This is a genomic window from Methanobrevibacter sp. (assembly GCF_017940815.1).
GTDB lineage: Archaea > Methanobacteriota > Methanobacteria > Methanobacteriales > Methanobacteriaceae > Methanocatella.
On record NZ_JAGAXX010000003.1, the window covers coordinates 74,336 to 92,842 of the forward strand.

26 protein-coding genes are annotated in these 18,507 nt (G+C 34.7%); 23 read left to right on the forward strand and 3 right to left on the reverse strand.

Annotated elements, in window-relative coordinates:
* Positions 1-271: 271 nt before the first annotated feature.
* The 17 genes from ILA26_RS00450 to ILA26_RS00530 are packed head-to-tail and all read left to right on the forward strand — an operon-like array spanning position 272 to position 10,130.
* Positions 272-586 (forward strand): monovalent cation/H+ antiporter subunit E, encoded by a 315-nt coding sequence (locus tag ILA26_RS00450; protein ID WP_292892862.1) that lies wholly within the window; start codon positions 272-274, stop codon positions 584-586.
* A gap of 35 nt (positions 587-621) precedes the next feature.
* Entirely contained in the window at positions 622-888 is a 267-nt protein-coding gene (locus tag ILA26_RS00455) for a monovalent cation/H+ antiporter complex subunit F (protein ID WP_292892863.1), read from the forward strand.
* The gene (locus ILA26_RS00460) at positions 885-1,307 is read left to right on the forward strand and encodes a cation:proton antiporter (RefSeq protein WP_292892864.1); all 423 of its coding nucleotides are present in this window, start codon (positions 885-887) and stop codon (positions 1,305-1,307) included. Before ILA26_RS00455 ends, ILA26_RS00460 begins: the two co-directional genes overlap by 4 nt.
* 1 nt (position 1,308) lies before the next feature.
* Complete coding sequence (locus tag ILA26_RS00465; protein WP_292892865.1) at positions 1,309-1,542, forward strand: DUF4040 domain-containing protein; 234 nt, start codon at positions 1,309-1,311, stop codon at positions 1,540-1,542.
* On the forward strand, positions 1,542-1,928 hold the full coding sequence (locus tag ILA26_RS00470) for a cation:proton antiporter subunit C (protein ID WP_292892866.1): 387 nt from the start codon (positions 1,542-1,544) through the stop codon (positions 1,926-1,928). Before ILA26_RS00465 ends, ILA26_RS00470 begins: the two co-directional genes overlap by 1 nt.
* Positions 1,921-3,375: an energy conserving hydrogenase EhbF gene (gene ehbF, locus ILA26_RS00475; protein ID WP_292892867.1), complete on the forward strand. Its 1,455-nt coding sequence runs from the start codon at positions 1,921-1,923 to the stop codon at positions 3,373-3,375. Before ILA26_RS00470 ends, ehbF begins: the two co-directional genes overlap by 8 nt.
* Positions 3,372-3,707, forward strand: a complete 336-nt coding sequence (locus tag ILA26_RS00480; protein WP_292892868.1) for a hydrogenase — start codon at positions 3,372-3,374, stop codon at positions 3,705-3,707. Before ehbF ends, ILA26_RS00480 begins: the two co-directional genes overlap by 4 nt.
* A 31-nt stretch (positions 3,708-3,738) precedes the next feature.
* Entirely contained in the window at positions 3,739-3,978 is a 240-nt protein-coding gene (gene mbhE / locus ILA26_RS00485) for a hydrogen gas-evolving membrane-bound hydrogenase subunit E (protein WP_292892918.1), read from the forward strand.
* Entirely contained in the window at positions 3,975-4,451 is a 477-nt protein-coding gene (locus ILA26_RS00490) for an MnhB domain-containing protein (protein WP_292892870.1), read from the forward strand. Before mbhE ends, ILA26_RS00490 begins: the two co-directional genes overlap by 4 nt.
* Positions 4,448-4,699, forward strand: coding sequence for an energy-converting hydrogenase B subunit J (locus tag ILA26_RS00495; RefSeq protein WP_292892871.1), 252 nt, complete (start codon positions 4,448-4,450; stop codon positions 4,697-4,699). Before ILA26_RS00490 ends, ILA26_RS00495 begins: the two co-directional genes overlap by 4 nt.
* Before the next feature lie 12 nt (positions 4,700-4,711).
* Positions 4,712-6,124: a 4Fe-4S binding protein gene (locus ILA26_RS00500; protein WP_292892872.1), complete on the forward strand. Its 1,413-nt coding sequence runs from the start codon at positions 4,712-4,714 to the stop codon at positions 6,122-6,124.
* Positions 6,125-6,613, forward strand: a complete 489-nt coding sequence (locus tag ILA26_RS00505; RefSeq protein WP_292892873.1) for a 4Fe-4S binding protein — start codon at positions 6,125-6,127, stop codon at positions 6,611-6,613.
* Entirely contained in the window at positions 6,614-7,060 is a 447-nt protein-coding gene (locus tag ILA26_RS00510) for an NADH-quinone oxidoreductase subunit B family protein (protein ID WP_292892875.1), read from the forward strand. It abuts the gene before it with no gap.
* Positions 7,061-7,071: 11 nt separating this feature from the next.
* Positions 7,072-8,199, forward strand: a complete 1,128-nt coding sequence (locus ILA26_RS00515; RefSeq protein WP_292892876.1) for a nickel-dependent hydrogenase large subunit — start codon at positions 7,072-7,074, stop codon at positions 8,197-8,199.
* A 4-nt stretch (positions 8,200-8,203) separates the two neighbouring features.
* Complete coding sequence (locus ILA26_RS00520; protein WP_292892878.1) at positions 8,204-9,202, forward strand: NADH-quinone oxidoreductase subunit H; 999 nt, start codon at positions 8,204-8,206, stop codon at positions 9,200-9,202.
* A 12-nt stretch (positions 9,203-9,214) separates the two neighbouring features.
* Positions 9,215-9,469, forward strand: coding sequence for an energy-converting hydrogenase B subunit P (locus ILA26_RS00525; protein WP_292892879.1), 255 nt, complete (start codon positions 9,215-9,217; stop codon positions 9,467-9,469).
* Between the two features lies 1 nt (position 9,470).
* Entirely contained in the window at positions 9,471-10,130 is a 660-nt protein-coding gene (locus ILA26_RS00530) for a DUF5612 domain-containing protein (protein WP_292892881.1), read from the forward strand.
* A 52-nt stretch (positions 10,131-10,182) separates the two neighbouring features.
* Here the strand turns inward: ILA26_RS00530 and cas4 are convergent, their stop codons facing one another.
* The 3 genes from cas4 to ILA26_RS00545 all read right to left on the reverse strand — a co-directional run bounded on the left by cas4 (position 10,183) and on the right by ILA26_RS00545 (position 13,921).
* Positions 10,183-10,935, reverse strand: a complete 753-nt coding sequence (cas4, locus tag ILA26_RS00535; protein ID WP_292892883.1) for a CRISPR-associated protein Cas4 — start codon at positions 10,933-10,935, stop codon at positions 10,183-10,185.
* 176 nt (positions 10,936-11,111) lie between these two features.
* Positions 11,112-12,590 carry a sodium-dependent transporter gene (locus ILA26_RS00540; protein ID WP_292892885.1) on the reverse strand — a complete coding sequence of 493 codons (1,479 nt, stop codon included), beginning with the start codon at positions 12,588-12,590 and terminating at the stop codon, positions 11,112-11,114.
* A gap of 257 nt (positions 12,591-12,847) precedes the next feature.
* Positions 12,848-13,921 (reverse strand): DNA polymerase subunit beta, encoded by a 1,074-nt coding sequence (locus ILA26_RS00545; protein WP_292892887.1) that lies wholly within the window; start codon positions 13,919-13,921, stop codon positions 12,848-12,850.
* Between the two features lie 67 nt (positions 13,922-13,988).
* Here ILA26_RS00545 and ILA26_RS00550 point away from each other — a divergent pair, with 67 nt between their 5' ends.
* The 6 genes from ILA26_RS00550 (at position 13,989) to pheA (ending at position 18,470) form a co-directional block, all read left to right on the forward strand.
* Positions 13,989-14,579, forward strand: coding sequence for a DUF366 family protein (locus ILA26_RS00550; protein WP_292892889.1), 591 nt, complete (start codon positions 13,989-13,991; stop codon positions 14,577-14,579).
* Positions 14,579-15,097, forward strand: a complete 519-nt coding sequence (locus tag ILA26_RS00555; RefSeq protein ID WP_292892891.1) for a 6-pyruvoyl tetrahydropterin synthase family protein — start codon at positions 14,579-14,581, stop codon at positions 15,095-15,097. Before ILA26_RS00550 ends, ILA26_RS00555 begins: the two co-directional genes overlap by 1 nt.
* Positions 15,094-15,792: a 7-carboxy-7-deazaguanine synthase QueE gene (locus tag ILA26_RS00560; RefSeq protein ID WP_292892893.1), complete on the forward strand. Its 699-nt coding sequence runs from the start codon at positions 15,094-15,096 to the stop codon at positions 15,790-15,792. Before ILA26_RS00555 ends, ILA26_RS00560 begins: the two co-directional genes overlap by 4 nt.
* A gap of 74 nt (positions 15,793-15,866) precedes the next feature.
* Complete coding sequence (locus ILA26_RS00565; RefSeq protein ID WP_292892895.1) at positions 15,867-16,802, forward strand: CBS domain-containing protein; 936 nt, start codon at positions 15,867-15,869, stop codon at positions 16,800-16,802.
* 22 nt (positions 16,803-16,824) lie between these two features.
* Entirely contained in the window at positions 16,825-17,628 is an 804-nt protein-coding gene (locus tag ILA26_RS00570; protein WP_292892897.1) for a CBS domain-containing protein, read from the forward strand.
* Between the two features lie 38 nt (positions 17,629-17,666).
* Entirely contained in the window at positions 17,667-18,470 is an 804-nt protein-coding gene (pheA, locus tag ILA26_RS00575) for a prephenate dehydratase (RefSeq protein ID WP_292892919.1), read from the forward strand.
* Positions 18,471-18,507 lie beyond the last annotated feature (37 nt).

Genomic DNA, 18,507 nt, shown 5'->3' on the forward strand with positions numbered 1-18,507 from the left:
AAATTTATATGTTTTTATATTTATATATTTTAGGTATTGTAAATTTTTGTCTAAAATCCGATTTAACTGGTAGTTTGACGTTATTTTTTTAATTTAGTGAACATTTTTGTTCATTTAATTTTTTTTAAAAATTTTTGTATAGTTTAATTCAAGTTTTAAATATTTTTTTTAAAAAAGCATACATTTATAATAAATAATCATGATAAATAATAATATTATTAATTAATGTCAACTAGGACATTTAATAATTAAATGAAATGGAGCTTGTTTAATGTTTTTGACTAGAATTGGTTATGGAATTATTTATTTCTTAGACCTTATTTATGAAATCATTAAAGCAACTATTGATGTTGCTTTTATAAGGATTATGGGAAGAAATATTGATCCTATAGTTGTTGACATTGAAACAGTTTTAGAGAGGCCTGTTTCACAGACAATTTTAGCAAATAGTATTTCTTTGACTCCTGGTACTTTGTCTATTGACTTAGACAGTGAAAATAACATTATCAAAGTAGCTGCTATTTCTCCAAGAAGTAAAGAGGATATTATTCCTTTTGAACCTTATATAAAGAAAATGTTGGAATAATATTTTTCTTTTAGTAAACAATCGAGTGAGATAGTATGGATATATTATTAATTTCAGAATATATTTTGGTTATTGCATTAATAATAATGATGCTCGCTGCATTGAGAGCTAGCGCATACAAATCTACATCTATGGGGCTTTTAGGAAGTTCCGTAATTGTAAACGCTTTTGCAGTTGCATTACTTATTGTTGGTAGCTTATATAATCTTCAATTCTTTAGAGATATATCATTAGCTTTAATATTCTTTGGTTTTGTAGGCACTGTTGCATTTGCTGTTGTTTTAGGAGGGGATGACAAATGATTGAATATATCAAAGCAGCCCTTTTAATCATTGCGGCGATATTAATCATAATATCTGCAGTGGGCCTTATAAGCTTAAGCAATACTACAAAGAATAAAGTCTATGCAAGAATCCACATTGTTGGACTGTTTGATATTGCATGTATCATTGCGTTGATTGGTTTAGGACAATATCTGTTGGCGGGAGTGTACTTTATATTGTCTCCATTCACAGCACATGCAATAGCTAATGCTTATTGGAAAAATGAAGATAGAGAAAATAATGTTGATTTGATGACAGTTGAAGAAGAAGTAGATGAAAATCATCCGTTCATTCACCCTAAAGAAAAAATGCAAGCTTTAGAAAGTGAAAACTCAGAAAAACTTAAGGCAGACGACAGATTTTCAGTAACTACAATCGAAATTGATGAGGAGGAATAAGATGTTGGAATTTGTATTATGCATAATCATGGTTTTAAGTGCAATTCTTGCTCTTATTCAAAAGGACTTGTTAAAGGCAGCAATATTGACAGGTTTTTCAGGAGGGGCTCTTGCAGTTCTTTTCCAAATCTTATTGGCACCTGATGTTGCGTTGACTCAAGCTATTGTTGGTGCAGCTATTGTACCTGTATTTATTGCTTTAGCTGTTAAAAAGACTCAAAGGAGTGATGACTAATGGCTCAAACACAACTTGCGATATTAATGGCATCAGTTGCGTTAATTGTAATTGGAGTCTACTCTGCAATTTTTATTGATAATATCATTAAAAAGATCATCGGTATAAGTTTCATCGAAGAGGGTGTAAACTTGTTCATTGTTGCTATTGGTTATAAGGCAGGTGGTGTCGTACCTATTTTAATGCCTGGAATGGATACCACTTGGTTTGCATCAAATGCTGCATATCCATTGCCTTTTGGATTGGTATTGACCAGTATTGTAATCGGTGCAAGTACCTTGGCGGTAATGTTGGCTTTAGTGATGGTTTTATACAGAAGATACGGCACTTTGTCTACAAAAGTGATGTTGGCAGACACATCAAAACAGGAGGAGTACAATGAATGAATTAATTCCAATCATGGTTATTGTTCCTTTGATGGCTGCATTGCTTATCAGTGCATTCTCAAAGTTCAATAAGGCGACAAAAATATTTGCATTTGTTGTAGCGATATGTCTTCCGATTATACCATTGGCTTCAAACTATGGTCTTCACTACTTTGGAGGATACGCTCCTATTCTGGATAATGTAACAAATGTGATGTATCATCCTGCGATTACATATTCATTCACATTCCTGCAACAAATATTCATTGCGATTGTTGGTCTTTTAACATTTTTAGTAGTCTTTGTCTACTTGACAAAATATAAGAAAGTTTCAGGACCTTACCTGTTCCTATTGTTCTTAGGTACAGCCGCTGTAACTGCAATGATTTTAACAGATGATATCTTCCACATGTTTGTGTTCTTTGAGATATTGGCTCTTGCACAAGTGGGTATTGTGGCAGCATCATCCATTGATTACAGTTATGAAATGGCTTTGAAATATATGATTTTAGGGTCAATAGGTTCTCCTATAATGCTTTTAGGAATTGGATTCCTCTTGGCATTGACAGGTAGTGTAAACGTTACAGACATTGCAACTGCTGTTCACAATGGTTTGGTTGATATAACATCTCCAGTATTCTTAATGTCTCTCGCATTAATATTCTTCGGTTGGTTATATGCTTCTGGTTTACCACCGTTCCATACTATCAAATCTGGAGTTTATTCAAAAGCAGAACCTCATGGAGCAGCTTTACTTCAATCATTTACAGTAATCTCAATGATTTCAATTGTGTTAATCATGTTTAGAATATTCTCCACACTTCCAATCTTTGAAGTGCTCATAGTGTTCTTCTCTATCTTAGCTATGATATTAGGTGTTTCACTCGCACTTACTCAAACAGACTTCAGAAGAATGATTGGATTTTTAGCGGTAGGAGAATTAGGTTTCATCGGTTTAGGTATTGGGCTTGGAACAACATTTTCATTAACAGCAGGACTTTTCCAAGCATTGAATGAAATCTTGATTACTGCATTATTATTCATAGGATTTGGTGCAATCGTGGAAGCGACAAACGAAGTGGACACAAGAAAACTTGGTGGACTTCTTGCATACCATCCAAAAGTAAGTATCATGCTTCTTATTGGTGGTATGGCAATGGCAGGTGTGCCTCCACTTAACGGTTTCCAATCAAAATTAATGCTTGTTCAAGCTTCCTTAAATTGCGGATATCCGGAATTATCAATTTTAGCAATTATGGTAAGTATAGCTACATTTGTAGTGTTTGTAAAAACATTCTACACAATGTTTTTAAAACCGAAACCAAAGGACTTAGAACTTGAAAACAAAGAGGTTCCTAGATCAATGATTTTCACAATGGGAGTATTGTTGATTATAATCATCCTGTTAGGTATTTTCCCAGATGTGGTGACAACTGGAATTTCTAACTTTGTAGGAGGGATATTATGAAACTCTATGATCAAATATTTGATGTTGTAAAACAATTTAAAAAATTGTTTTCACCGGGTCCTGTAACCAATGCGGACGTTTCCGGAAGTATTACAGCAGAAATATTCATAATTGTATCATTGGTTCTTTCCGCTATATTGTTAAGGCATGTCAATGTTTTATTGGCTGCATTGGTAACATTGATATTGGCGGTTGTATTGATTTCAAATATTCCACTCATTCCTAAATTTAAAAAGGAACAGGATGACTCTCTTGAGAAAATGCTGTTCTATGCAATCGTAACACTTGCAATAATTGTCGTATTCATGTACTGGGGTGGTAATCTTGTCTAAATCTACTATTCGTAATATACTTGCAGCAGTAATGGCAGCAATATTCTCTGTTACATTATTTGATGCTGTTTTCCATTTAAGCAGCATGATTAATCCGGGTGTAAGTAATATTTATAATGCCTTAGGAACACAAATTGCTCCAAACCTGGTAACTGTTGTTATTTTTGATTTCAGAGCATACGATACTTTAGGTGAATCAATTATTTTATTAACTGCTGGTTTAGTGGTTTTATTAGTCTTTGGAAGAGGATTATTGGGGGATAAAAGATGAGTCAAGGCAGTATGATTTTAAAATTAATATCCTTACCAATTTCAATCATATTGATTTGTTTAGGTATAATGACCATTCTTGGAGGTCACATCACTCCGGGTGGAGGTTTCCAAGGTGGTGCAATGATAGCAAGTGGAATTATATTGTCCATACTTGTTTATGGATTGGGTAATTCTCCATTGGAATTATCTCACGCTTATATTGAAGTATTGGAATCCATTGGTGCATTAGGATTTATCCTCTTTGGTTTAATCGGTTTATTTGTAGGGGGGTTCTACTTATACAACTTCGGTACTGATTTACTCAATGTTGTTCCTCAAGCAATTCAAACTGCATTCCATTATCCTGATGTTACAAATGCAGGAATCATTCCATATCTCAACATATTTGTTGGTTTAAAAGTATTTGTAGGATTATCTGCAATTGTAATTGCATTTGCAGGATTTAAGAAAATTGTGGAGGAGAGTGAATGATGATAAGTTTAGGGCCAATAATATTTGGATTAATATTAGGTTTAATTATAGGATCACAAATTAAGCTTAATGTCAGCGATGCAAAGTTCACTCTTGGATCATTTGTATTCATATTTATTGCAGGAATTATTGTGGCATGGCAATCCGGTAACTATCCGTTCTACACAGATTTACCGATTTCAACTGCATTCTTATCTGCTTTAATTGGAATTTTTGTAGGTAAACTAATATTTGCAAGGAGTAAATAAGGGGTTTTTAAAATGTTTTTATCAACTAATACATGTGAAGGAAAAGAGGATTGTATTAAAACATGCCCTACAAAATCTATTAGACTAGTAAATGGTATACCATTCAGCTGTCTCACTTGTGGAATTTGTTATCAAAACTGTCCTAACGGAGCTATATTCCAAAACAGTTATGGGGGATATGTTGTAGACAGGGCCAAATGTAACGGCTGTGGAATGTGCATGTACAACTGTCCGACAAACAACATCACAATTGAGGACGGAATCGTATATGGTATCTGTTCACGTTGTGGAGTTTGTGCAGAGCAATATCCTGAATGTCGTGTTGATGGATTTGAACTTGAAAGAGATAAGCAGATTACATTAATTCAATCTTTAAATATTTTAAATCCTCCATTGGACAATGTTCGTCATAAGAATGAGAAGAATAAGGTCACTGAGGTTTCAAGAAATTGCTTCGCAACCGATTTGGAAAAATGTATCTTCTGTGGTAGATGTGAAGAATACTGTCCAACCGGTGCAATCCATGTTAAAGTGGATAGGGCTGATGGAATCTGTAGGGAATGCAGATTGTGTATGGACGTTTGTCCTAATGGATCTATGAACAAGCTTCAAATTGTTAACAAGTCTACTTGTACACTTTGTTTGAACTGTATGAAGGCATGTCCTAATAACGCTATATCTGTGGATGACTTTAATATAGTTATTAATAACTTGCGTCAAAAACCTACAGGAAGTATCATATCATGTTTGAACTGTGGACTATGTGCTGATTTATGTGAAAACGGTTCACTTAAGAAAGATGAAGGTAAATTAAGATATGATCCGACTGCAGATACTGAAAATAGGACTCATGAATTGGCAATGAGTTACTGTCCTGTTCAGACATTGACTGAAGACCCTGAAATGTTTATCTATGATGAGTATGATGACAAAGAACTGTCCACATTGTCCGGTTTCTGTGTAAGTTGCGGAAAATGTGTACAGGTGTGTGATGAGGTCAATGCTCGTCAATACATTACTCAATGTTGGAACGGTGAAGTGTCTGACGATTGTATTTCATGCGGAATCTGTGTTGAGATGTGTCAAGAGGGTGCGATTACCCTTCATAGGGGCTCAATATCTGTAGACATGAGCAAATGTGTCTTATGTGAAAACTGTGCAGTTCACTGTCCTGTTGATGCGATTCCAAAATCAACAATGTATAAGAATGAAATTGAAGATGGATTTAATTTCATTGAGCAAAAGTTATGTATGCATTGTGGATTGTGCCACGGAATCTGTTCATATGATGCAATTGAGGAAATTGATGGTAATTATGTAGTTAATGAAGAGAAATGTACTTACTGCGGTGCATGTAAGAATGCATGTCCTGCAAAAGCATTTTTATTCGAAAGAAATTTTAAAGATTCAATAGAGGGTATTTAAATGAGTTTACTAAGAATAGCTTTGGAAGGAGCATTTACTAACTTTAAAAGAATCTTTTTTGCAGCTGATAGAGTTACAGACATGGACATGAGAAATCAGATTGCAACACTATCTGTGGAGGTCGATGACAGGGTTGATGAGAAAGCCTGTATCGGATGTGCAGGTTGTGCAAATGTCTGTCCAACAGGTGCAGTGGAGATGAAAAAATTAGCAAGTCCTATTAAGTTAACTGATGATTGGACTAAAAGTGAAGTGCCTGAAATTAATCTTGAAAAATGTGTTGTGTGCTACTATTGTCATGACTTCTGTCCAGTATTCTCATTTTACGGTGAGAAAGGAACAATACACCCAAGTAATGTCGGGGACCAAGAAGTTGACATTGCAAGCACTTTGGAACAGCCATTTAAAATTTCTGATGATAAACTTAAGTTTATTGCACAATATTTATCTGATAAAACAGTGCTGAAAAACAGTGAGGATGGTGATTAGATGGGACTTAAATCATTTTCAAGAGCAAGAGCGATACATGTCATGCTGGTTTATACTGGCGGATGCAATGGATGCGATATTGAAATTGTAAACTCAATTTTATCCCCACGTTTTGATGCTGAACAATATAATGTGTTCTTAACCTGGAATCCTCGTGAAGCTGATGTATTGGTTGTAACAGGTCCGGTTACACATTTAAATAGGAAACCATTAGAAGCGATTTATGAAGCTATTCCTAATCCCAAATTAGTTGTGGCTGCAGGAAGTTGTGCGCTAATGGGTGGTGTTTATAAGAATTGTTATGGTGACATTCCTTCAGAGGAAATTGAGGGTCCAGTCGAAAATATTATACCAGTTGATGCAAAAGTTCCTGGTTGTGCTGTAAGACCTCAAGATGTTTTAGCTGGAGTTGTATCACTTTTACCTACATTATTGGATGCAGATTAAGGAGGAGTTTGATGGATGAAAAAGTACCAAGAAGCGAAATAATTGAAACTGAAATTCCATTAGGTACAGTTCACCCTGCTGCATTGGAACCATATAGGGTAAGGCTTTTTGTTGAGGATGAAATCGTTCAGGAAGCTGAGATAACTATTGGTGTTAATCATAGGGGAGTAGAGAGGATCATGGAAGGTCTTCCTGTTGAAAAGGCCAATGCTTTAACTGAAAAAATTTGTGGAATCTGTTCAAATGCACACATATGGAATTCATGCAGAACTGCAGAGTTAGGTTTAGGTATTGAAATTCCAGAAAGAGCTAAGTTCATTCGTGTAATCATGGGTGAACTCGAACGTTTACATTCACATTTCTTGTATTTAGCACACGGTTGTGAAGTTTTGTCTCATGAAACATTTTCAATGAGGGTATTCTACATGAGAGAAATAGTCATGGAACTTCTCGCAATGATTGGAGGGAACCGTGTACAATACGGATGTTCTGTTTTGGGCGGAGTAAGGCCAAGATGTGACTTGGATGAAGCCAAACTATTGAGACTCAAAAATGATATGGATGCGCTTGAAGAAGGACTCACAGGTTTTGTCGATAGGTTCATGGCTGATTCTATATTGTTATCAAGGGTCACTGGAATTGGGGTATTGCCTCAAAATCAAGCAATTGAACTTGCGGTGACAGGTCCAACTCTTAGGGCAACCGGTGTTGCAAGAGATTTAAGAACAACAATGTTTGAATATGATGACTTTGACTTCAATGTTATCACCCAGCCTGATGGGGACGTTAAGTCAAATCTTGTCATGAGGGCATTGGAATCCTTCGAATCAATCAAGATAATTAGGCAAGCTATTGCAAATATTCCTGAAGGTAAGGTAGTAAACCGTGACTGGGAAATGTTTGACACAGACATTAGTGAAAGTTACATTGAAGTTCCAAGGGGAACTCTGTATCATTCATATGCATTGGAAAGCGGAAGAGTCAGGCACAGTATCATAAGAACACCTTCTATGGCGAATATTGGTGCAATGCAATATGCATGTATTGGTGATCAGATAACTGACGCTCAATTATGTATTGTACAATGTGACCCATGTTTCACATGTACAGACAGAGCAATTGAAATAATAAGGAGATAGAGTCATGTTGGAAAATACTATTATCAATTCAGTCATTGCAGTAATTGCCACAGTGCTTGTCTGTTTCATAATATCAACATTCCTTCCGGGAATTGAAAGAAAATACATTCACGCTAGAATTCAACAAAGGATAGGACCTAAAGTGGTCGCTCCTGGAATTATGGCTCCAATAAAATTCATGTTCAAGGAGAATGTTGAAGTTTCATCTCCGGTTCCAGGATTATACAAATCCTTGCCGATAATCTGTTTCATCGTTGTTTTATGCATCTTTTTGGCATTGACTCCTGAAGCTTACATGATTCCTGCACTTGCAAGCTTAGTGGCAATTGTAGGATTCTTAAAAGTTGAGGAAATCTGTTATGTGTTGATGGGAGCATTGTCTAAGTCAGTAATGTCAGTTAACATGCCATTCCCTGATCAGATTAAAGGTGCAGTTCACAATAATGCAACCCGTTCATTCATTGAGGACATCAGTGCTAAAAGATCCCTCAGAATGATTACTTATGGTTCATTCCCATTGTATTTAGCATTATTCGCTCCGGTAACTGCAGCTAGAAGCGTATTTCTAAAGGATATTGTGGCATTTCAACAAGTAAACGGACCATTCTTATTCACAGTGGCTGGTGGAATTGCAGCAATTGTATTTTTCATTGGTTACATGATAATATTAAACGAATATCCGTTTTCAATCATTAAAGCGAAAAGTGATGTTATTGAAGGGCCATATATGGAATATGCGGCTAAGTATAGGGCTGTCGTTGTGTTAACCAGAGGATTTTTCATGTTCACTCTTGGTGCGGTATTTTCAGTGTTGTTCATTGGAGTGCCTCCAACAATCTTGTCATGGGGAATCTTGGTAAACGTTGCTGTGGCATTGATTTTCGTATTCATGATGGGAATCTTCTCAGCATTTAGCCCAGTATTTACAAACAGACAGTTGTTACCTACAATTTTAGGAGCTACACTACTTGGAATTTTATCTATCGTACTTGGATTATTATAAGGAGGATTATTTATGAAATTTGTTATGAGACCGTATCATATGGTAAGTCTTGGAGGATATATAGTTGAATGGGATTTTCCTTACAGGAATCTTATTGTTGTAAATAAAACCTCTGAACCAATTAAAATTGAAATACCAGTTTTTCATGAGGAATGGATTCAGGAACATAGGGACTTGGGCCTTGATGTAATTCCAGTCAGCAAAGAAGATAACTTTTTAAGCATGTGGAAAAGAGCACATGCAGAACTTGACAAAGTAAGGCCATAAAATGAATGATTATACATTAACAATAAAATCTACTGAGAAAAAAGGAGTATTGGATGATATAACTGATGTCATTACATCCCATGGTGCAAATATCAGTTATGTTCACCTATTCGTTGAAAAGAACAATATGGGTTCTATTAATTTGGAGCTTGAGCATGTTGAAGATATTGACGAGTTGCTTTCCGATTTGGATAATATCGAGGAGGTGCTCTCTGTTGAATTGCATGGTTCTCAGTTGGATATCTATGGAAAACGTATAATTATCGTTGGTGGCGGAGCACAAGTGTCTCAAGTTGCAATGGGTGCAATCACTGAAGCGGATAGGCACAACATACGTGGTGAACGTATCAGTATCGATACAATACCATTGGTTGGTGAAAAGAATCTTGCTGAAGCTATTGAAGCTATCTCAAGGCTTCCTCGTGTAAGTGCATTGGTGCTTGCAGGTTCACTTATGGGTGGTGAAATTACAGAAGCTGTTAAGAAAGTCAAGCAGGAAAGTAATCTGATTGTAATTTGCCTTAACATGCCTGGAAGCGTAACAAAATATGCAGATTTGATTATCACTGATCCTATTCAAGCTGGTGTTTTGGCGGTAATGTCAATCGCTGATACTGCGGTGTTCAATATTTCCCGTTTGGGAGACAACATTAAATTTTAATTCATGTTTATGGACATATGGGAAGGGAGTTATTAGTTAACTCCCTTTTCATCTAATTTTTATCGCAAATTTCTTTATATTCGCATTTTTCACATTTTTTTGGAGTTTTTCTAACATTTGGAATTTTTTTATTATCGATTATTTCCTTAACTTCACGAATAATTTCGAATAATCCTTTTCTAAGGTTAACGTCCATTACAACTGGGCGCCTATCCCCTATTTTTTCATAATCGACAAAGCCTACATACACTTCTGTGTTAAATTCTTCTTCAAGAAGTATTGCATAGGCTACTTGTTCTATCGCGTCCTGGTCCCAAACTCCCTTGAGTGGGGGGTTTGAACTTTTAATGGTGATTGGATAATAATTCCCGTCGATGATTTCTATTTTGTCACATACTCCGATTAAATCAAGACTTTTATCTTTTAACATGTATGAATACATTGAATTTGGAAAAAACATGTCTGTTATGGCAAATGCATTTTTATTGAGAATGGTCATTGCTTGTTTGGTTTTCAATGCTGTTATTTTTATTTTAAAGTAAGCGTCATCAATTATTTCATTTATCTGTGAATTTTCAAGTCCCAGGTTCATTGATTTTATGGATTTTGTTGTGCTTTCGATGTATGGGTCAATGTTCTGTGACAGGATGTTTTCAATTTCGCTTAGTGTCATGTCCTTTTTGACCTTGCGCATGTTTTTTTGAATAAGGTCCTGAATATCAATTTTAAGCTTTTTAATCTCGATTGCCAATTGGTAATCTTCATTTTCGCTTGTATCCACATGGGTTTGTATGTATAACTTCATTGGACAGTACATATGTAATTTGATAGAAGAAATATTTATCATTTTATAACCTCTTAAAATTCTTATTATTAATATTGAACTAATAATATTTAAAATTAGAAGTTATAAATCATTACAATTTAGTTAAATAAAATAAAAAAAGATAATAGCTAATAATTTAGCTATTTGATACAATTTTATACGTTATAGTAATCTTTGTTAACTGCAGTCAATTTTGTAAAGATAAATGGAACTACTATTAATAGTACTGTCAAGATTCCCATAACTATTATGCTCAGGTTATCTGCACTGCTGAGTGTTGAATAAACTCCTTGAATCCAAAGGCCTAAAATACATATAGGCAAGATGAATTTGATTACGATTTTCCAGGTTTTTCCAACTTTGATGTTTGAATTTGCATTTAATGTTTCAATCAAGTCATCAAACTTGTAAATCCAACCGAAGATGATACATTCAAGAAGGATTGCAAAGAGCAATGCGAAATTATTCAAGTATGCATCGAATATTCCTAGGATTGTACTTCCTGCACCGGTTGCAAAGATACATGATATTAAGAATCCAATAATACATACAACAGTTGCGGTCTTTTTACGTTCGATAAGGAATTTTTCGGAAATTGAGTAACATACTCCTTCAAGAAGTGCTATTACAGATGTAATTCCTGCAAATAGGATACATATGAAGAATAGCGGGCCGATTATGTATGCTGCACCACCCATTGTGTTGAACACTTGTGGGAAAACAACAAATGCAAGACCTGTTCCTTCGGTTACAAGTTCATTGAATGGAATTCCTGAACTTAATGTCATGAATCCTAAAATGGAGAATATTCCGATTGAGTTGAACACTTCAAATCCGGAATTTGAAAATGCAACGATGATTGCATTGTCCACCAGTTTTGAACCTTCAGGCAAGTAGCTTGCATAGGTCATTGCAATTGCCATACCTAAACTTAGGGAGAATACGATTTGTCCAAATGCTGCTAACCATACGTCAAGGTTAGTCAATGCACTCCAATCAGGTGTAAATATTTGTGTGTATCCGATAGAAGCACCAGGTAATGTTAATGAGAATGCTACAATTCCAACCACAATCAAACAAAGTAATGGTAATAATATTTGACTTACTTTACCGATTCCATCATTTAAATCTCTTTTGATAATCATCCATGCAATGAACCATATTATGAATACTGAAACGAGCACGTTTGGAACGATGGTTAACAATCCATACATTGAGTCTGTTGCATGTAAAACGTTATTTGAGAAATATAAGTCAGGGTTAGCTCCCCATGCTTTTGTAAAACTCAATACGATATAGATAAAGTCCCAACCGACTACACAAACATAATAGGTTGTTATTAAAAATACGATTAATAGAATGAACCATGCTACTGGCTCTAATTTTTCTTGAACGGAATACAATATTCTTGCAATGGATTTCTTGAATTTGAATCCAACAGCATATTCCACAAGAACAAATGAAATTCCAAGTAGGAATAATGAAACGATGTATGGAATCATGAATGATCCTCCACCGTTGGAATACAATACGTTTGGGAATCTCCAGATGTTTCCAAGTCCAACAGCGGAACCAATCATTGCCATCATGAATGCAAGATTACTATTCCATTCCTGTTTTTTTGTCTCTGTCATTTTTATCACATTAAATTAATAGATAATATATTTGTCATTGAAGTTTATATATTATTTGTATTGATTTTGCTTAACGAGAGTTATATTTTCTTCAAAAAGGTTGAATGAATTGTTAACCCGTTAATTTTTTAATTGAATATTATTTATTTGATTATAATTATTTTTAATTAAATAATAAAAATAGAATGTTTAATGGATTAGTAGGGGTGTTTGTTTAAAAAATAGGTATGAGAGGTGAGACTCTCATGAAATTTTATCTAAGCAGGGCTTTCCTTGAGTTTTAAATATTCGTCAATTGCTTCCCGTGTGGTTCCAACAACAATACGGTAATTGCTGAACTCCCCATTGACAATGACCTTTTCCACTTTGCCCTTAGCAACTACATGCTCTCCGTCAACGACTTCTCCGGCATAAGTGTGAGTAAATGAAACAACCTCTGTTAGTGGAACGTCCACTCCATCGATGATTTCCACATTTTCAATGGTGTATAATGAAGGGTTGTCGAATGCTCCGAGGGCGCTCACGATGTCACATTCGATTTGTGCGATTCCTTGAGGTTCATAAACGGTATCTCCCCAGGTTCCCTCAATCTCATCATAATCCTTTGTGGCCAAGATGTCAAACAATGTTCCGTTGATTGTTCCACGGTTTGCTTTACGGTTTTCATACCATCTGAATTCTTCTTTGGTCAAACTTTCGTCATACATTCTCTTATCGTATACGAAGTCCCAATAATCGTCAGTGATTCCCTCAACGGTAATATGCTTGTCGACTTCCTCGATGTAGACTTCCTTTCCACGGTGTTCCTTAAAAGCAGCTATTGCTCTTCTGTGATTGTCAAGGCCGTAAACTACAAAGTCCAAGTCGGAAACATCGCTTTTTTGAAGCCCTGGCAAGATTGATCCTGAAATTCCCAAATGGTCATAGGGGATGTCTGCCATGAAATGGAAAAAGTCCGCAACATCCATCAATTTTGCAATCAATTCGGGATTTTTAACTTCTCCTCCTTCGTCAAATGTTTTCTTAAGTCCTAATAATCTGTTTTCAGGTTTGATTACTCTTTCAACTTTGTCCAATGGCACTCCCATCATTTCAACATTGGTAACATCAGAGAAATATAAATAATCAGGATGATTTTCCCTTAAGTAGCTGTATGCCTCTTCAGACCCCACTTTTCTATATTTTTTACCGTCTTTTTCACGGTCTCCTTCAGGGTCAGGGACGTATCTTAAAAAGGAAATTACTCTGTTTTCAGGGTGAATATAATTGGTTGATGCGAAATATAAATCGTCACTGGTGTAAATAAAGTCTCTTGTTCTTACTTGTTCCATGTTATTATCTCCTTTATATTACTTTCAATCTTAATATTTATATAAATATTTAATCTTAAATTATTGTATGTCTATTACTCATAAACATGTTGATAAAATATTTGAATATGATGGAAGTCAAATCAATCCGTCATGGGCTTTCCAGGAATTTGGAATTTACGGATCTTCAATCGTAACTTGGATTGGCCCGGTCAATATCACTCCAGATAATCTAAAGGACTTTGCAGATGTGGGCCTTGAAATCAAGTCAAATTACATGGTCAACTTCATTTGTGAATTCTTTGACCAGCAACCTACAAACATGAGAGTCGCATATTTAAGACAAAGGCTTTTGGTTATGATTTTTAGAGAAATATTAACTGAATATGGAGTTTCAACCAAAAGGGAAGGGGATGACATTTTTGTGGATGACAGAAAATTGTCCATTTCCATTGCAAGCGTTTCCCTAAGCTCTGCAAAAATTCACTTTGCGCTTAATTTGGAGGATAAGGGAACTCCTGATGATGTTGAAACTATCGGATTGTATGACATTAAAGTCGAAGATAAGCAAATATTTAATGATGATAATTTATTGGACTTAATCAATACCACTGTAAACAGATTTATTGATGAGTTGGAAACTATTGAAAATGATATAAGTAAAACAAAGGTGTTATGATGAAAATTTTAGTAAATGGTATTCAATCCAATTTAAGATTTTCCTCAGCCCATGTAATTCCGGGTCATGAGTCCTGCGGATACATTCACGGCCACTCCTATTTTGTGGATATTGAAATTGAAGGTGAAAGGGCTGGAAAATTTGAATTTGTAGTTGATTTTAAGGACGTTAAAAAATACACTAAAGCTATTTGTGATGAGCTTGACCACAGATTATTAATTCCCGTTTACAATGATTTAATTGAATTTAAGGATTTTGACAAGAAAAAAGATTCAATTTTCAACTTGAAAAAGGAAAAGTCAATCTACTTTAAGATTGGGGAAAAAGGCTACACCATTCCTAGTGTGGACTGCGTATTGTTACCTTTACCATATACATCTGCAGAGGAATTGTCCAAGTTTTTTGCTGAATCATTGGCTAAAAAGCTATCTGAAACCTATGATAATTTGGAATATATTGCAGTTTGCGTAAATGAAGGTATTGGCCAAGGTGCTGAATATAGGAAAGTTTTAGAATGAAGGCCCCAATAATTGAAATATTTTCATCATTTCAAGGAGAAGGTCTCTGGATTGGCGAAAGACAAATATTTGTCAGGTTTGCAGGGTGCAATTTAAATTGCAACTATTGCGACACCAATGACAGCAAATCCACCAAGTCTGGTATATTAATGACTCCTCAGGAAGTTTTGGAGGAGATTAATAAAATCTTGACTCCTGACTGCAAGACAATTTCATTCACTGGGGGAGAGCCAAGTCTGTATCCTGAATTCATATCCGAAGTCTCTAAAAGTACCGATTTAAATATAATGCTTGAAACTAATGGTACTTTACCGGAGAATATTGATTCAATTGAGAGATTGGACATGGTTTCTTTGGATATTAAACTTCCGGAACATTTTGATGGCGAATTTGATGAAAGTATTTTTTTAAATGAAATTAAATCACTAAATTTATTAATATCAAAGTCTAAAAATGTATATTGTAAAGTAGTTATATTGCCGTCAACAAAAATAAAGTCATTTAAAGAGGTAGTTGAAAAATTATCACAGAATATTTCAAACAAAAGCAACCTTAAAATAATTATCCAACCTTCTAGTCCGTTAGGAGAATGGAAAGACATTAATTTTAAATTATTTGAATTTTCCGAAGTTGTTGGGCAATATTTTGAAGTTTCCACCATTCCTCAAATCCATAAGATATTGGATATTGAGTGAATTATTTTGTTTTTAATATCGTTTTTATGAGTTTATTTTTAAATAAGAAGGCAATTGTGAAATGAGGTGTGAAAATGAAAGATAAAACATCCGTTAATAGAAAATCAAACACAGGTGCAGTTGAACGTGAAACTAAAGTTCATGATAAAGAAGGAGACATCATGGCTATTGCAACCAGAGATGTAATTTCAATTCCTCCTTCCAAAAGTATCAAGGATACTGCAAAAGTAATGATGGAGCATGAATTTAGAAGATTGCCAATCACTGATCCTGGTTCTGGTAAATTATTAGGTATTGTAACAGTAATGGATATATTAGATTTCTTTGGTGGAGGAAAAAAATTCAACATTATTGAGAAAAAATACGAAGACAACTTCTTAGCTGCTATCAATGAGCCAGTTAAAGAAATCATGACTCGTGATTTGATTACAGAATCTAATAAATCTTCAATTGGTGAGACAATTGAAACCATGCTAGCTAATCAATTAGGTGCTATACCTATTGTTGATGCTGATGAAAAACTTGCAGGTATCGTAACTGAAAGGGATATTGCTTTATCTCTCGCAGGCGTTGCAGGTAAAGAAACTGTACAAGATTATATGAGTCCTAAAGTGTTTAATACAACTCCAGGAACTCCATTAGGTGATGCATGTAAAATCATGGTAAGAAATGGTTTAAGAAGAATTCCTATTGTTGGTGGTGAAGCTGACATTTCCAAAGCAGCTAAAAAATTGTTAGGTATACTCACTTCCACTGATGTAATAAGATTCCTAAATGCAAAAGAATTGTTCGACAACTTAAATTCCAATTTGGCAACTGATGTGTTAAAAACCGTCATATCCGATATCATGGTTAAAGAGCCAATCACAGTTGAACCAACAATGACAATTGGTGAGTTATGTGAACTCTTCGCTGAAAAGAATATTGGTGGAGTGCCAGTTGTTAAAAATGATGAAGTAATTGGAATCATCACTGAAAGAGACGTTTTAAACGCAGTTAAAAGATATTAAATACTATATAGGAGATGATAATATGCAAATTAAGAATTTGATGTCTGAGGACGTAATTACCGTAGACAAAGATCAAAATCTTTCTGATGCTTTAAAATTATTACGTAAACATAACGTTTCTCGTTTACCAGTAGTAAATAATAAAGAGTTAGTTGGTATTATTTCTGAAAGGGACATAGCTAATAAGCTTGGTTCCGCAAAATATGAAAGTATGCCTGCATCTAGACTTCATATTTCATCTGTAATGGTTAAAGATGTATTCACAGTTCCTGAAACAATGCAATTAGATGAAGTGGCAAAATTAATGTTAGAAAATGGTATTGGATCTGTTCCAGTCATGAACGAGGATGACAAGATGGTTGGAATAGTTTCCAAAGCAGATTTTGTTACTCTTGCAGTGGGAATTGCTTTTGATAAAATTACTGTTAAAGAAATAATGACTAAAGAATTAACAGTAGTGTCACCAACTGATAGACTTGTTCATGCAAGAAGACAAATGATTGAATCTCATGTGGGCAGAGTGCCAGTTGTGGATGATGATAAGCTTGAGGGAATGGTAACTTCTAAAGACTTAATGAGAGCATTCATCGACTTTAGAAAAAACGTTCCAGAAAAATACCAAAAATCTCAAATCAAAGATGTTTTGGTTGATGATATCATGTCTCACAATCCTACTGTCACATCTAAGGACGCCACAATATCAGAAGTGGCCAATGTCATGATGGAAACAGGATTCAACGGTTTGCCTGTTGTTGAAGAAGGAAAACTCGTTGGTATCGTAACTCAAACTGATATTTTAAGACTAATTGAAAAATTAGAATCTTAAATTATCTATTTTTTTCTTTTTTTAAAGGGGGTCTAAGTATTACTTTAATTTCATTTCTAGGTCCTAAGGGAACATTTACACATGAAGCTGCCAACATGGTTGGCGATGAATTAGTTCCATATTGCACAATTCCGGCAGTAATGGAAAGTGTCAATAATGGAGAAACTTCTTTTGGTATTATTCCAATTGAAAATTCTATTGAAGGTCCAGTTGGAATAACTTTGGATTCTTTGGCTCATAAATTTGATTTAAAGATTTATAAGGAAATTATCATTCCAATCAATCAAAACCTGATAGTTAATCCAGGGACCAAAATGGAGGATATTGAGGACGTTTATTCTCATGCACAGGCTATAGCCCAGTGCCAGGAGTTCATCCGTGAAAATAAAATTCAGCCTCATTACTCAGTTAGTACGGCAAGAGCCAGTAAGGATATTATTGGTTATGGAAATAAAGCAGCTATTGGAAATAAGGTCGCTGCAGAATTATACGGTTTGGAAATTTTGAAACCAAATATCCAAGATGTGGATAATAATGAAACCAGATTTGTTGTTGTTTCAAAAAATGACCATGAACCTACAGGCAATGATAAGACTTCAATAATCTTTTCTATATATGAAGATAAGCCTGGTGGATTGTATGATATTTTAGGGATTTTTCAAAAAAACAATATTAACTTAACTAAAATTGAATCAAGACCATCTAAGAAAGGTTTAGGTAAATATTTATTCTTTGTAGACTTTAATGGCCATAAAAACGATGAAGTTGTTCAAAACATTTTGGATGAAATAGGTGAAAAAACTTATTTTTTAAAAGTTTTAGGTTCTTACCCTGAATTTTAGGAAACTTTAAATTATTGTATTAATATAATTTACATTA